At 39.0% G+C, this 15,465-nt stretch carries 16 protein-coding genes; 8 read left to right on the forward strand and 8 right to left on the reverse strand.

Translation table 11 applies throughout. The features are described 5' to 3' along the window. Positions 1-33 precede the first annotated feature (33 nt). Positions 34-2,091, forward strand: a complete 2,058-nt coding sequence (gene metG, locus AC1M9J_RS10015) for a methionine--tRNA ligase (RefSeq protein ID WP_481952248.1) — start codon at positions 34-36, stop codon at positions 2,089-2,091. Positions 2,092-2,151: 60 nt separating this feature from the next. Then, positions 2,152-3,129, forward strand: coding sequence for a DUF4238 domain-containing protein (locus AC1M9J_RS10020; protein ID WP_481591606.1), 978 nt, complete (start codon positions 2,152-2,154; stop codon positions 3,127-3,129). 82 nt (positions 3,130-3,211) lie between these two features. Here AC1M9J_RS10020 and AC1M9J_RS10025 read toward each other — a convergent pair whose 3' ends face one another. Continuing rightward, positions 3,212-4,294 carry a zinc-dependent alcohol dehydrogenase family protein gene (locus AC1M9J_RS10025; RefSeq protein ID WP_481952249.1) on the reverse strand — a complete coding sequence of 361 codons (1,083 nt, stop codon included), beginning with the start codon at positions 4,292-4,294 and terminating at the stop codon, positions 3,212-3,214. A 195-nt stretch (positions 4,295-4,489) separates the two neighbouring features. Here AC1M9J_RS10025 and AC1M9J_RS10030 point away from each other — a divergent pair, with 195 nt between their 5' ends. Continuing rightward, complete coding sequence (locus AC1M9J_RS10030; RefSeq protein ID WP_481952250.1) at positions 4,490-5,458, forward strand: MBL fold metallo-hydrolase; 969 nt, start codon at positions 4,490-4,492, stop codon at positions 5,456-5,458. 75 nt (positions 5,459-5,533) lie between these two features. Next, a complete protein-coding gene (locus AC1M9J_RS10035) occupies positions 5,534-5,890 on the forward strand; it encodes a hypothetical protein (protein ID WP_035267298.1) in 357 nt (118 codons plus the stop codon). 61 nt (positions 5,891-5,951) lie between these two features. Here the strand turns inward: AC1M9J_RS10035 and AC1M9J_RS10040 are convergent, their stop codons facing one another. The 3 genes from AC1M9J_RS10040 to AC1M9J_RS10050 all read right to left on the reverse strand — a co-directional run bounded on the left by AC1M9J_RS10040 (position 5,952) and on the right by AC1M9J_RS10050 (position 8,209). Continuing rightward, a complete protein-coding gene (locus tag AC1M9J_RS10040; RefSeq protein WP_481952251.1) occupies positions 5,952-7,070 on the reverse strand; it encodes a DUF6670 family protein in 1,119 nt (372 codons plus the stop codon). A 133-nt stretch (positions 7,071-7,203) separates the two neighbouring features. Further along, the gene (locus tag AC1M9J_RS10045) at positions 7,204-7,827 is read right to left on the reverse strand and encodes a LysE family translocator (RefSeq protein ID WP_481596336.1); all 624 of its coding nucleotides are present in this window, start codon (positions 7,825-7,827) and stop codon (positions 7,204-7,206) included. A 187-nt stretch (positions 7,828-8,014) separates the two neighbouring features. Further along, positions 8,015-8,209: an NF038215 family lipoprotein gene (locus AC1M9J_RS10050; protein ID WP_035267295.1), complete on the reverse strand. Its 195-nt coding sequence runs from the start codon at positions 8,207-8,209 to the stop codon at positions 8,015-8,017. Positions 8,210-8,353: 144 nt separating this feature from the next. Between AC1M9J_RS10050 and AC1M9J_RS10055 the strand changes: the two genes are divergently transcribed. Then, positions 8,354-9,214 carry a 1-aminocyclopropane-1-carboxylate deaminase/D-cysteine desulfhydrase gene (locus tag AC1M9J_RS10055; RefSeq protein ID WP_481952252.1) on the forward strand — a complete coding sequence of 287 codons (861 nt, stop codon included), beginning with the start codon at positions 8,354-8,356 and terminating at the stop codon, positions 9,212-9,214. Positions 9,215-9,316: 102 nt separating this feature from the next. Further along, positions 9,317-10,516: a BaiN/RdsA family NAD(P)/FAD-dependent oxidoreductase gene (locus AC1M9J_RS10060; protein ID WP_481952253.1), complete on the forward strand. Its 1,200-nt coding sequence runs from the start codon at positions 9,317-9,319 to the stop codon at positions 10,514-10,516. A 120-nt stretch (positions 10,517-10,636) separates the two neighbouring features. Here the strand turns inward: AC1M9J_RS10060 and AC1M9J_RS10065 are convergent, their stop codons facing one another. The 3 genes from AC1M9J_RS10065 to AC1M9J_RS10075 form a co-directional block, all read right to left on the reverse strand. Continuing rightward, positions 10,637-10,846: a hypothetical protein gene (locus AC1M9J_RS10065; RefSeq protein ID WP_481952254.1), complete on the reverse strand. Its 210-nt coding sequence runs from the start codon at positions 10,844-10,846 to the stop codon at positions 10,637-10,639. 66 nt (positions 10,847-10,912) lie between these two features. Then, positions 10,913-12,592: a mechanosensitive ion channel gene (locus AC1M9J_RS10070; RefSeq protein ID WP_481952255.1), complete on the reverse strand. Its 1,680-nt coding sequence runs from the start codon at positions 12,590-12,592 to the stop codon at positions 10,913-10,915. A gap of 201 nt (positions 12,593-12,793) precedes the next feature. Beyond that, a complete protein-coding gene (locus tag AC1M9J_RS10075; RefSeq protein ID WP_481596341.1) occupies positions 12,794-13,045 on the reverse strand; it encodes a hypothetical protein in 252 nt (83 codons plus the stop codon). 158 nt (positions 13,046-13,203) lie between these two features. On the opposite strand from AC1M9J_RS10075, the gene AC1M9J_RS10080 reads away from it, so the two are divergent. Beyond that, positions 13,204-13,626, forward strand: a complete 423-nt coding sequence (locus AC1M9J_RS10080) for a hypothetical protein (protein WP_481591597.1) — start codon at positions 13,204-13,206, stop codon at positions 13,624-13,626. A 99-nt stretch (positions 13,627-13,725) separates the two neighbouring features. Here AC1M9J_RS10080 and AC1M9J_RS10085 read toward each other — a convergent pair whose 3' ends face one another. Beyond that, positions 13,726-14,487, reverse strand: coding sequence for a ferredoxin--NADP reductase (locus AC1M9J_RS10085; protein WP_481952256.1), 762 nt, complete (start codon positions 14,485-14,487; stop codon positions 13,726-13,728). A gap of 84 nt (positions 14,488-14,571) precedes the next feature. On the opposite strand from AC1M9J_RS10085, the gene gigC reads away from it, so the two are divergent. Continuing rightward, the gene (gene gigC, locus AC1M9J_RS10090) at positions 14,572-15,450 is read left to right on the forward strand and encodes a LysR family transcriptional regulator GigC (protein ID WP_180028048.1); all 879 of its coding nucleotides are present in this window, start codon (positions 14,572-14,574) and stop codon (positions 15,448-15,450) included. Positions 15,451-15,465: the final 15 nt, after the last annotated feature.

The raw sequence follows: 15,465 nt of genomic DNA on the forward strand, positions 1-15,465 counted from the left end.
ATTGCATAAAATACGAATGAGAGAGTCAGATCCGTGCGTAATATCTTAGTCACTAACGCCCTTCCATACGCCAATGGCCCGATCCATATGGGTCACTTACTCGGTTATATCCAAGCAGATATTTGGGTACGTGCGATGCGTGCAATGGGTCATAACGTGACTTATGTCTGCGCGGACGATGCTCACGGCACAGCAATTATGCTACGTGCTGAAGCCAACGGTATTACTCCAGAACAGCAAATTGCCAATGTACAAAAAGAACATGAGCGTGACTTTGCCGGCTTCAAGGTTGATTTCGATCATTACGATTCAACCAACAGCGCTGAAAACCAAGCACGTGCTTCTGAGATTTATATTAAGAACCGTGAAGCAGGAAATATTGCAGTTCGTCCTGTAACCCAGTTATTCGACCCTGAAAAAGGCATGTTCTTGTCTGACCGTTTTATTAAAGGCACATGCCCGAAATGTAAAGCGGAAGATCAATACGGCGATTCATGCGAAGTATGTGGTACAACATATAATGCAACTGAATTGTTAAATCCTAAATCAACTTTGAGCGGTGCGACTCCTGTTGAGAAATCTTCAGATCACTACTTCTTTAAACTACCGAACTTTGGTGAATACCTACAAAAATGGACACGTGACGAAGGTCGTTTACCTGTGTCGATTGCCAACAAGTTAGATGAATGGTTTGAAGCAGGTTTGTCGGATTGGGATATTTCTCGTGATGCGCCTTACTTCGGTTTTGAAATCCCTGATGCTCCAAACAAATACTTCTATGTTTGGGTGGATGCGCCAATCGGCTATATGTCGAGCTTTGAAAATTACATCAAAACTAAACGTCCTGACTTAAGCTTTGATGACTATTGGAAAAAAGATTCTAAAAATGAGGTGTATCACTTCATTGGTAAAGACATCGTGTATTTCCACGCATTGTTCTGGCCTGCAATGCTTGAAGGTGCCAACTACCGTACACCGACAAGCCTATTCGTAAACGGTTTCTTGACTGTAAATGGTCAGAAGATGTCTAAATCTCGTGGTACGTTCATTAAAGCGGAAACGTATTTAGAGCATTTAAACCCTGAATATTTACGTTACTACTTTGCGTCTAAACTTTCTGACAAAGTTGAAGATTCTGACTTAAACCTTGATGATTTCGTTCAAAAAGTGAATTCTGACCTTGTTGGTAAAGTGGTGAACATCGCAAGTCGTTGTGCGAAATTCATTAACACGAAATTTGACAATAAATTGTCTGCGACTTGTGCAGAGCCTGAGTTGGTTCAAAGCTTTATTGATGCTGGTGATTCAATTGCGCAAGCATACGAATCACGTGAATTCTCAACTGCAATCCGTGAAATCATGGCGCTTGCGGATAAAGCCAACCAATACATCGATGAGAAAAAGCCTTGGGCACTTGCGAAAATTGAGGGCGAAGAACAACAAGTTCATGACGTATGTTCTGTCGGTATTAACCTATTCCGTCAATTGGCGGTGTACCTTGCACCTGTACTTCCAACTTTGGCAGATCAAGTTCAAGCATTCTTACAATTAGACAGCTTCAACTTTGAATCTCGTAAGCAAGTTTTGGTTGCACATGAAATCGCATTGTTCCAACCATTAATGCAACGTGTAGATCCAAAAGCTGTGGCTGCAATGGTCGATGCATCTAAAGATTCTTTAGCTGCACCTGCGGAAGCACCAAAAGCTGAAAAGAAAAAAGAGAAAGCCAAAGAGAAGAAAGCTGAGTCGAGAGTAGGTGAAGCTGAAATTATCGGTATCGAAGACTTTATGAAAGTTGACCTACGTGTGGCTGAAGTTTTAGAAGCAGCTCACGTTGAAGGTTCGGATAAACTTTTACAACTCACTTTAAATGTTGGTGAAGCTGAACCACGTAACGTGTTTAGCGGTATTCGTGAGTTCTATAACCCTGAAGACTTAAAAGGCAAATTGGTGGTGATGGTGGCAAACCTTGCACCACGTAAGATGCGTTTTGGTATTTCTAACGGTATGGTACTCGCTGCGGGTAATGGCGACGGCGTTTGGGTGATTTCACCTGAATCTGGTGCTAAACCGGGTGATAAAGTGTCTTAACATATATATACTTATAAAGAGCCCTGCTATATTTTAGTGGGGCTTTTTAATTTTGAAATTATGAATTTAAAGAAAAAACAACACTATGTTAGCCAATTTTATTTAAAGGCTTGGAGTAAAGATCAAGATAGAATCTTTGCCTGTGATTTGAAATCAAAGCCATTTCTAGTCAAAACTAATGCTACAGCTTATAGTAAATTCTTTTATAGAATTAGACCTTTAAGTTACGAAGCTATAAGGGCTTTAGAAAATATTGTAGAAATACTAGATGCACATAACACAACAATTTATAAAAAAGTTATTAAATCTATAAATCGGATTTTATTAAAATGGGAGATAGTTAAGAACATTTATCCTAATGAAAAAATTAGAACAGATGGTGAAACGAATGAAATCATAAAAGAGTTTCAAACAAATATTATCGAAGAATATTTTTCATATTTTGAAAGTAAGGCATCACCTATCATCACAAAAATTATTCAATCTGAGAACCTTCATATAGATAAGAAAGAATATCAAGAGTTATTATTTTATATGACACTACAATTTCTTAGAACTCGAAAGGTGCTAGATAAGGCTCATTTTGAATTTAAGAAATATCATCCTGATTTAACATATGAGGAAATGTATACCATTTCTATATATGTATCCTTAATCATAAATGAAAAATTACATTTATCTTTACTCAAAGATTTAAATACTCTTCATATAGTTAAAAATTGTACAGAAATAAATATTATCACTTCAGATAATCCATGTATAAATTATAAGCTCGATCATTTTAATAATAAGGAGTTTGAATGTATTTTTCCTATTTCACCACATATTTATTTGATACTCAAAGAAAATTCCTACAGTGACCAAATAAGAGATTATATTTCAAAAGAATTAGAAAACTACCCTGAAGAAAATGTAATTAATAAATTAGTTTTTATAGAGGAAACCTCTGATACTAATAAGATTTATTGGGTTAACAACCTTATTAAACGACACTGTAATAGATATCTTTATGCTATAACTGAAAAGGACTTTATATAGATAAGATTTTGGCGAGCTGTGCAATCATCTAGAATAATAAAAAAGACTTCCGAAGAAGCCTTTTACTAAATTTTAGAAGTAATTAAGCCACTTCAATCATTACTTTCATGGCATTTTCATCAGCAGCATGTTTAAACACATCATACGCTTTTTCAAAATCATCAAATTTAAAATGATGCGTTGCAAGCTTTTCTAAAGGCAACTTACCCGAACAACAGCTCTTTAATAGCATCCCTGTGGTGTTGGCATTCACTAAACCTGTAGTAATGGTGAGATTCTTAATCCACAGTTTATTCAGCTCAAAATTCACTGGCTTACCATGCACACCCACGTTGGCAATATGCCCGCCTTCTTTCACAATATTTTGACAAATATTCCAAGTCTGCTCAATGCCTACTGCTTCCATTGCACAGTCCACACCACGACCATCAGTTAACTCTAAAATGCGTTTTACCGCATCTTCTTTACCGGAGTTAATGGTGTGCGTTGCACCTAGTTCTTTAGCTAAAGCAAGGCGATTATTGTCCATATCGACTGCAATAATTTGCGAAGGTGAATAGAACTGTGAGGTTAACAAGCAACCCATACCAATTGGACCTGTACCGACAATTGCAATCACATCACCTGGTTTTACATCACCGTATTGCACGCCAATTTCATGTGCAGTCGGTAAAACATCAGAGAGAAAAACTGCAACCTCTTCGTTTAAGCCTTCAGGCAGTGGATACAGTGAGGTATCTGCAAAAGGTGTACGCACATATTCGGCATGTGTCCCGTCAATCATATAACCCATAATCCAACCGCCATCATTACGGCAGTGTGCATAGAGTTGTTTTTGACAGTTTTCACAGGTACCACAACGACTGACACAAGACACAATGACACGATCACCTTTTTTAAAGTTTTTTACAGCACTGCCTACCTCTTCAACAATACCAATGCCTTCGTGCCCTAAAATACGACCATTAAAACTGCCTGTTTTTTGTTTTGCAGTTTCTTCAATTTCAGGGTTTTTACCTTTCCAAATCCCTAGATCTGTCCCACAAATCGTGGTTTTCACAATTTTAATTACAGCATCTGTGGGATCAATCACTTGTGGTTTTGGACGCTCTTCAAAACGAATATCATTTTCACCATAATAGACAACTGCACGCATCGTCGACATTTTTATTTCCTTATTTTCATTTCACCAATTGTGTTTCTATCTAGCCATGAGTTGATCTCGCTTGTGTGCTAATCATGTTTCATTGATTAGTCTTTTTATAATTCACCTATGCGATTTATTGCTGTAAAAGCTGAAATGAAAAAAATAAAAAATTGTGCTAAAAATAAAATATCGACCTGATGACTATAAATAGCGATGAAACTTATAAAATACACTTGTCTAGCACTATCTCTATCCACCATTTCTTCTGGTATTCAGGCTACTGAATCAACAGTACAACCTCAAAAACAAGTCGCTGGCTACTACCATCACCAAATCGGAAACACCCAAATCACCGCCCTACTCGATGGTACAAACTATCTCAATCCATCTATGTTTAAAGGCTTAAGCGACTTTGATAAAACTGAAATCCTAAAGAAATACGCTGCGGTGAACGACAAAGGCATACAAACCTCAGTCAACGCCTTTCTCATCAATACAGGCAACCAACTGCTGATGGTCGACAGCGGAGCTGCTAGCTGCTTTGGCGCACATTTAGGTTCAATCTATAACAACCTCAAAGCATCTGGTTATCAGCCTACGCAAGTGAATGGTATCTTCCTCACTCACTTACACCCTGACCATGTTTGCGGTATTTCAAACAATGGCGTAGCGAATTATCCAAACGCCACCCTGCATATTGCCAAAACTGAATACGATTACTGGCTGAGTCCAAACACCGTAAAAAAACTGCCAAAAGATAAGCAAGCAGGCTTTTTAGGAACAGTTGAAAAAATCAAAGCAGCGCTTGCGCCATATGAAAAAGCCAAACAGATTAAAGTCTTCTCAGACAAATCTTTACGCTTTGGTGATGTCGAATTTAAACCATCCTTTGGTCATACCCCAGGACATTACAGTTTTAAACTGAAAGCTGATAATCAAGACGTGGTGTTTATTGGTGACATCGTACATTCACATACCTTGCAGTTCGACAAACCCGAAACTGCTATCGAATTCGATATTGATCCAAAAGCAGCCGTAGAAACACGCTTAAAACACTTTGCTGAATATGCTAAAAACGGACAGCTGATTGCGGCACCGCATTTACCATTCCCGGGGCTTGGGCACATTTATTCCAAAGATGGACAAAGCTACCAATGGATACCGGTTCACTTTAAAGATTAAACTAAAGGCACGTAATAGTTGAAATTTCAAGTATTATTATTTAAAGTTCCCTCGCTTAAAAACGGGGGTAAACTAATGAAAAAATTATTAATTTCAATTATCGCAGCAACTTCAGTATTGGCGACAGGGTGTTCAGTTCGTATGGCTGATATGACTGTTGCTTCAACTAAAAACTACAATCTCAACTCAAATCAGTTTGTGAAAGGTGAACGTGTAACAGGTGAAGATAAGGTCCCAGTTGTCTTGTTCCCTTTAGGGGTTCCAAACTTTAAAACTGCTGTAGATCGTGCTATTGAAAAAAACCGTTGCGCTGTGGCTCTTTCTGATGTGGTGATCACTCAATTGAATCAAGCATTCATTGTTGGTCAAATTGGTTATCGTGTAGAAGGTACACAAGTAATTGACCGTTCACAGCCTGAATGTAAGAAATAAGATTTTAAAAAAGCCTCTAATACGTTTAGAGGCTTTTTTACGGGCGTATTTAAATCAAAAATTAGGTGTCTAAATTTACGTTCTGTCTTCGGTCGATATATTCAACATAACCTCGCCCCTTACGTTCAGTTCCATTCAGCAAACCACTCCACTGATAAGAACTCACATAACCTGCGGCTAAACCATAACAATATTCCGTATCTGCCACCGCAAGAATATCTAACACTTTCTCACCTTGATGATGCGCAATCCATCTAAAAGATTGGGGCACCTCCATTTCAAAACCGTCAGGTGTTATTTTCGGATCAGGCTTTAATGCAATCACTTGAAAAGCAACCTCACCATCATACTGGATGGAGGTACCATCAATATGGCGGTAAGACACAGCGGTATAAGTAGGTTCACCTGCAAAACCGATATAGGCCAAAACCAATTGTGACTCATCATCTATGTTGATGACTTGATAACTAAAACTGTCTAACGGCACCAATCCTGTGGTCGGTTTAATGGGACTCGGCAACATTGAGCTTGAGACTGCTTTCCAATGTTCAAGTGTACATAACCCTTTAACTTCAACACGTTTTCCATGTTGGGTGAGATGACCTTCATATTGCATCAATACACTAAAGTGCTGATATAACATGCTATGTGCAAACCACGTAATGGCAGGCGTTGGGGTTAACCAAAGATCAACTTGCAGATCATCACGTTCAGATACTAGATGATAACTCCCTTCAATTTCAGCAAGGAAAGATTCTCGACCAAACTCAACCTTAAATGGCTTTTGATGAAATACAATGTCGTCTTGAATGTTATAAATGCGAAAGGCTTCTTCATCTGTCGATAAGGCTGTTCCATGAACCAAAGTAGCGGTATTTTCAGGACTAAGACCAGAAATCGACTTGGGTAAATGCGTTATCTTCGCACCGACATCACCAATGACAGAAGCATAGGACAGATATCGAAAAGGCTCAGGTAAATCTGGAATCATAATTCCATAATGCGTACTCGCGAATTGACGATGAAAAACATGCGCGTCTAAATTATATTCGCGCGGTAAAAGTGCTTGTTCTTCTGGCTCTACTGCACCCAAAAGGTTTTTGGCCATTTGACCCAATTGATAGTAGAACTTTTGTTGTAGACTTTTATTTTTGGAATGACTACTGAGGAGAGAATACATAACAAACTCACAAACAATGAGAGATGTTTACACCCTAAACAACCTCTCCTCAGTTCTTTATAGCTGATCAGGACTGGCAAATGTGAATTCAGGTCAGATCATAAAAATTGTTAGACAATATTAAAAATGTGATCTACCTCACACCAAAAATCAACTTCAATCCGAGTACAGACATCACAATGCCCGCACCACGATCAAATACTTTCTTAAATTTTAAATACACCGCACGTGGCTTTTCTGCTGATAAAGCAACCGCCACCAACGAGCACCAACCAGCATCGATAAAAAAGCACAGCATTGGTAACACAAAGTAAAAATACAACGGAATCTCTTTGGGTAATAAAGCTGTGAAAATACTGGCAAGTACAATGGCAATTTTAGGATTCGACAATTGAGTAATTAAGCCTGTGGTAAATGCACGTCGTAAACTCATCGGATGCGATGCAGAATGATCAGCTTCGATTGGATCTTTGGCATGTTTGATAATTTTATAAGCCAAAAACAATAAATATAATCCACCGCAGATTTTCAAAGCCAAATATGCTGAAGGCACTGCAAGTAAGAATGCCTGTAAACCTAATACTGCCAATAAACCAAAAATCGCAGCACCGAGACCAGTTCCCAGTGCAGTAAATAAACCATGTTTACGCGAAATAGCGATTGAATTTTTAGCGACATAGATTGAAGTCGGCCCCGGACTCATTGCGCCCAGTAAAAGTGCTGCTGCAATCGAACCTAAAATCCAAATTGATTCCACATTAATTCCATAGTAGATGATTGATTTATCGCGTTATTCTACTTGGAAACCTTATGAATATTTCCCTAATTATTTGAGTGATTTTTTTAAATATTAAAATTATTCACTATTTATTTTATTATTTTTAGCGAATTAGTTTACTGTATAAATTAAATACAATTGATTTTATAAAAATAGCCAAGTCATGCTAATCATCATCTGACAGTGCTTCATTATATGCAGTTTCGTGCGGAGACAGACGATAGTCCCTTTCCTGTACAGGTACGCCAGCAATAATCATACTTCGTGCTTCAGTTTTTGGTTTGTTTAGAAAATCCTGCTCACAGCCTAAGGCCGTTAAAACAAACAAACCCAATAATAAAATGGATAGAGATTGCTTCATGCCACCCTCCCAAAATTCCGTTTTCTTTCAGATTAGCACTTCTGATTATTTTTTAAACATATTTTTTCACTGTTTTTCAATTTCTCCAAGTAAGAGCTAAGATTCGAAATCCGCTATACTGTTAAAAAACCAAATGCTCGCACTATGTTTGATACGATTGCCCAACAGGTTCAAGATCAGGAAATTTCTTTAAATGGTTTAAACATCACCGTACGCCGTTTAGACCAAATTCATCCACATATCTCTGGAAATAAGTTTTATAAACTGAAATACAATTTTATTGAGGCAAAACGTCAAGGCTTTCAAAAAGTAATGACCTTTGGTGGGGCTTATTCAAATCATATTGCCGCCACAGCGTTTGCTGCGCATCAATTTGGCTTTCAGTCTATTGGGATCATTCGTGGTGAAGAACTCAAAAACTCAGCCCGCAATCACACCCTCGCCACCGCAGAACGTTTTGGTATGGCGCTGCATTTTATCTCACGAGAAGCATATCGACACAAAAATGATCCTGAGTTTTTAGCTCACTTAGCGCAACGCTTTCCTGAAAGTTATTTAATTCCAGAAGGTGGCACCAACTCGCTTGCCATTCAGGGCACTCAAGAAATTTTAAAAGATGCTGATCAGACCTTTGACTTCATTTGTTGTGCTGTCGGGACAGGCGGTACGATTTCAGGATTGATTGAGCGCAGTTTAAACCGTCAAAGAATTATTGGATTTTCTGCATTAAAAGGCAATTTTCTGAATGATGAAGTAAAACTACTGACGGGTAAAAACAACTGGCATATCACTGATGATTATTGCTTCGGAGGCTATGCCAAAACCCGACCTGAACTGATTCAATTTATTGAAAAGTTTGAATATGAATACCGTATTCCACTTGAACAAGTCTATACCGGAAAAATGATGTTTGGCATTCATGATCTTATACAACAAAACTATTTCCCCAAAAACGCTAAAGTTTTAGTCATTCATTCGGGCGGGCTTCAAGGTCGAACGATTTAGTTGATCTTGCTTCTGCTTCTGTTCGCTTGAATTAATCTGATAATGCTCAGTTCATCTTAATTTACCGTTATAATTGCGCTGTTTCGTTTTTTGATTATTTTCATGTCTTCCAAGCAATACGATGTTTTAGTAATAGGTGCGGGTGCATCTGGTTTAATGACCGCATATATGGCTGCTCAGCGTGGGCGTCGTGTCGTGGTGGTTGAAAAAGCCAATAAAGTGGGGAAAAAAATTCTCATGTCAGGTGGCGGTAAATGTAACTTTACCAATCTGTATGTTGAGCCTGATAACTATATTTCACATAACCCGCATTTTGTTATCTCAGCACTCACTCGTTATACCAATTGGGATTTCATTGGCTTGGTCTGCGAATATGGCATTGAATACGAAGAACGTAAACACGGTCAGCTCTTTACCCTCAACGGCGCGAAAGAAATCTTAGCCATGTTACTTGCTGAGTGTGATAAAACTGCTCTAGTCGACATCAAAACCAGTTGCGAGGTGAAAGCCCTTAACGCCCTGGAGGAACACGGTTTTCAGGTGGCAACCAATTTAGGTTATTTTGAAGTTGAATCTGTCGTGGTCGCATCTGGTGGTCTCTCAATTCCGACACTTGGTGGCTCAGGCATTGGCTATGAGATTGCTAAACAATTTGGACACTATGTTTATCCGACTCGTGCAGGTCTAGTTCCCTTTACTTTTTCTGATGGTTTCAAAGAAGTGACGACACGACTCAGTGGCAATGCTGTTGAAGCGACATTAAGCAATCATCTCAATAGCTTTACAGAAGCGCTCTTGTTTACGCACCGTGGTTTAAGTGGTCCTAGTTCTTTACAGCTCTCAAACTATTGGGATGTGGGTCAAAGTTTTAAAGTCGACTTTTTACCGAGTCTTGATCTCTTGGATTTTTTTAAAACTAGAAAACAAAATCAACCTAAAGTGTTACTCCGCACCTTACTCGCTGAACACTTACCCAAGAGTGTCGTAGTTGAATTGCAACAGTTGATTTGGATGGATCAAGCTGAAATATCAATCGGGAATATCAGTGATGAGAAGCTAGAGGCGATTGCCCAGCGTCTTCATGCATTTGAAGTTAAGCCTTCTGGTACTGAAGGTTACCGTACGGCTGAGGTGACTTTAGGTGGAGTTGATACCGCTGAAGTTTCCTCAAAAACAATGGAAAGTAAAAAGCAAAAAGGGCTTTTCTTCGTCGGAGAAATACTCGATGTAACTGGCCATTTAGGTGGATTTAACTTTCAATGGGCTTGGTCATCTGCACATGCTGCATCTGAGTATGTCTAATTAACAACGAGTATTGTTCATTTTTTCATTAAAGGGGGCATCCTTTGCCCTCTTTGACTATCATCCCTATTGATCAATTGAATGCTTCATTATTCATTTATCTTTTCTAAATGCAGCAATTTATGAGGGTCTTTGGGCGTTGGTATCAGTTGAATCAATCATTTGTGTGGTTGGATCTGTTACTGCATCATCAATAGATGGTGTATTGAGTCTGTTGTTTTCATTAGCTTTTGAATTTGCAAAAACAAAGCGGTAAGCGCTTGCTAAAAAACCCACGGTGATACCCGCAATCACTATTGGGGCGAATAATTTATTAAATTTCTTACTCATAATTTTTACTCTTTTTCATGAGGATCAGCCAAACCATCCTGACTGATCCCGACACAAAATTACATGTTATTTAGGGTCATTTTTAGGCGGCGTATTTTGATCTGACTCCCCTGTAGACCCATAAGGATTATTCAATGGTTGAGTTGGTGCCTCTACATCAATTTGCGTGGGTGGAATGTCTTCGTCTTGATATTCTTCCGCAACAGTTGAAGCATCCATTTGCTCAGTAAGTGGTGGCGTGACTTGTTCAGGCTGATTTGGTCTTGGCTTATTCGCGTCAGATTTCGCTTTATCGATTAAGTCAGTCAACAATCGCTCTGCAGGTTGGCGACCACCGAGACCAAAAGCAAGCGCAAAAGCGACAGCAACCGCTCCAAGTGTTAATCCAAAGGCTAAGTTTACAATTGAGTCAGCGATTCCCATTGCACGCAAGCCCATTGCCACAACTAAACCAATGATCAGTACACGGACAAGATTCGCTAACCAATGTGCGCTGTTGGTCTCACCACGTTTCACCACATTGGCAACAAGATTTGCTAACCAGAAACCGATGACGAGGATAACTGCTCCTAAAAGTACATTCGCTCCGAAGTAAATGAACATCGCAATTAAATCACTAATTTGATCGAAGCCCAAACGATTCGCAGCTTCAGACACCGCAAAGAGCATGGTGAAGAATACAATCAAATGACCGACAACTTTTGATATTTTGGTTTGACCCAAAAAGCGTTGCATATCGAGCTTTTGAGGAATGTTATCAACACCTGTCCCAGCGATCACTTCAACCACAAGATTAGATACGAAACGTGAGACCACATAAGCAATGATCAGGATTAAACCTGCTGCGATGATATGTGGAATTGCATTCATGATTTCATACAACATAGCCGTTGCTGGTTGTGAAATCGCGTCTACACCCAAAGCCTCAAACGCAATAATCAGTGAAGTAATGATGACTAAGGCAAATACAAATGATCCTAATAGCTTAGGCAGATTGGAATTTTTAAAAACTCCGATTTTTTCAGCTTGCTGTTGGACATTCAAACTTGAAAGAAGCCCTTCGACAATACCGCGTACAATTTTTGCCAAAATGTAACCAACAAATAAAATTACACCTGCCATAAAGATATTCGGCAAGTATGCAACGGCTTCAGTCACCATATTCTGAACTGGATATAACAAACCATTTAAGCCCAAAATAGACAGCACGATCGGTAAGAACAGTAATAAAATGAGCCAGTAAACAATTTCACTGATATTTTGGCTAAATGAGCTCACACCAACGTCTTGACTGAGCTTTTCATCCAATTGTGTACGACTGAGTAGTCGAGTTAATCCAACTTTGACCAAATTTGCTACGATCCATCCAATAAAACCAACTGCTACTGCAGCCAATAATTGTGGGATAAATAGTAAGAATTGTTGAACCATATTACTAAACGGACCACTCACACTGGTCAGGTTTAAAACGTTGAGTGAACCGATAACAGCAATAATGAGGATCAGCCAGAAAACGACTCTGGAGATGATATTTTCTATATTTGAGCGATGTCCTGTCGCGTTACTCAATTTTTGATTGGTATTTAATTTTGCAAGTACCTTCTTAACCCCTGCGGCAACGATTAAAGCGATGATCCATCCTATGAGTAAAATGGCCACTGCAGCAATAATTGGTTGGAATTGCTCCCAATAATACATTGCATCAAAGCCCCCATTTCGAGTGAAGCCGTTATATTCATCATTCATTGGTTACGCCTCTTCTTATGTTAAGTGTTCTGAATTACGATTGATTTAATTCTTTTCCCTAGATCATTTTTCGATCGCGTCATCACACCATAAATTTCGAATATTTTTTAATCAACTCAAAGCATCATAAATACAACACATTGTTGCAAATCAAGAAAAAACCCAGCCTAAGCTGGGTTTAAACATGAAAAGTGTAGTGGTTTATTGATCGTTTGCGACCGCAGTAACGGTATTATCCACTGCTGAATCTGTTGCCGTTGCTGTATCTGCATTATCTTGAGTTGCAGGAATACTCGTATCAGCAGGAATTTGACCTGGTGTTGGTTCACGATCAGCGAGCATATAGAAAATGAAGGCTGCTAAAAAAATACCAACGATAATCAGAATATACACTGGGATCTTACTTTTCTTCTTTTGATCATTATGGGTCGGATGATTGGATTGATCTACCATGATGCCCCTCTTATGTATTTTGATGATTTTTTATACTAGCAATCTATCATGTTGTTTTGTGTGAAAAAACATTATCAATTCGTACTGATCAAAGCACATGAGCTGTGATGCAAAATAGAGTATAATATGCACCCTCCTCATTTTTATTGTCGATCTGTATGACCTATCGCCGACAAAGTGTCTCTTTAGATTTAGACACAGATGTCACTCATGCCTGTTCTTTGCATCATACCCGTGATGGGCATTTGATTGGAATTATTGAGTTTACGAAACCAAGCTATGTGCTGAAGTGGGGTGACTTAGAGTATTTCCGCCGTCGCACTGAAGAGTTTTCGGTGATGCCCTTTCCTGAATGTGTCAACGGCATGATCATCGACATTCGTAACATCGCTTGCTTCTTAGATAATGAAGTACCCATTATTCCTTGGCGTTTACTCGAAGAAGAATGCCCAATTCGTTTAGTGGTTCCACACGATCGTTTGGAACATTATGCAGGTTTATTTGAACCGACTTGGCTCACGAGTGATGTAGATACTGCGATTCAAGAGATTCGTGAATTTATGGATATGTTTGTCCATTAAGTATGTCGCATAGTATTCCTATGTAATTTAGAAAAAAACCTCCGAGATGGAGGTTTTTTGCCATAATTCCCTCACCCAAAGAGAGAGGGTGATTAGGACTTACCAATAGTTCTCTACTGCAATATTTCCTTCACCACGGCGATTCATGGTCAGGCCACGGGCTTTCAGTGCCTCTTTTGTATCTTCAACCATTTGGGGATTCCCACACAGCATGATATGTGACGTTTGCGGATTAAAATCGAGACCAACGGTTTTCTCTAACGCTCTATTTTCGATCAATACTGGCAATCGATCATGCAATAGTGCATTTGGATCACGTGTAATAATTGGCACAAATTTAAATCCTGTATGACCTTCACCAAAGGTATCCGCGACTTCCTGAATTCGGTCTACGTAAGCCAATTCACTTGCTGTTCTCACACTGTAAACCAAATGAATATTTTTATATTTTTGCCATACTTCAAAGTCTTGCAACATAGAAATAAATGGTGCGAGCCCCGTGCCTGTCGCCAATAACCACAGGTCATTTGGCATAGGTAACTGGTAACGTGCTAACGTCAAAAATCCATAAGGAATCTTTTCCAAATAAAGTTCATCACCAACTTTGAGATGTTGTAAATTTGATGTAAAAGCACCATCTGGTACAACAATTGAAAAGAATTCTAAGGTTTCATCAAAAGGCGATGAAACGACAGAATACGCACGTACCACTAAATCATCGCCAACTTTCAAACCAATACGCGCGAACTGCCCTGCGGTAAATTTAAAATGTGCGGGACGCGTCATGGTAAAGCTAAATAAAGTGTTGGTCCAACGATGTACAGAAAGGACTTTTTCTACGCTAAATTTTTCAATTGACATAATTTCTACGTGGCATGACAGACTGCGCTCATGGTAGCATGACAATATAATTTATTAATATTTTTTCACATTAAGGCTTCATTCATGCGCATGACATTACGCCAACTGGCTGTTTTCGTAGCTGTCGCTCAAGAGGGTACGGTAACTAAAGCAAGTGATGCTGTACGACTCACACAAAGTGCTGCAAGTATGGCGTTAGCAGATCTTGAAGATGGTCTCGGTGCACCATTATTTGATCGCTTAGGAAAACGATTACAACTGAATGACTTGGGTCGTTTTTTACTTCCACAGGCGCTTGAAATTTTAGGTCGATGTGAATCATTTGAACAAGCGGCAAAAGGCGAGCTTCAAAGTATTGATCTCCGTATTGGGGCGACTTTGACCATTAGTGATTATTTGATGCCTGATTTAATGGCTGATTTTCTTCAATTACAACCACAAGCACATTTGCAACTTCAAGTGGGCAATACGCGTCAAATGATTGAAGCTGTTAATCAATTCCAACTTGATTTAGCCCTTATTGAAGGTTCATGTCACTTACCTCAATTACAATCGATCCACTGGCGTGATGATGAGCTTGCTGTGTGTTGCTCACCAGACCATCCTTTGGCGAAATTAGACCGCCCTCTGACCATTGAAGACTTTAAACAGGCTGAATGGATTTTACGTGAAGAAGGTTCAGGGACTCGTGAAGTCTTTGACAACGCAATCCTGCAAGACTTACCGAATGCCAATATTCGTTTAACTTTGGGTCATAATGAAGCTATTTTGAAAATTGTTGCTGGTGGTTTAGGCATGTCATGTATTTCAAAATTAGCTATTGAACCATTAAGAGAAAAAGAGCAACTGGTGATTTTAGAAACGCCGTTCTGGCAACTCACACGTCCTTTATTTATGTTGGTACACCGTCAAAAATATCAGGGACCTGGTTTAAAAGCCTTTATGAAATTCTGTGATGCTTAATAAAAAAAGCTCCTC

The sequence above is a fragment of the Acinetobacter sp. ANC_7588 genome (assembly GCF_056783995.1).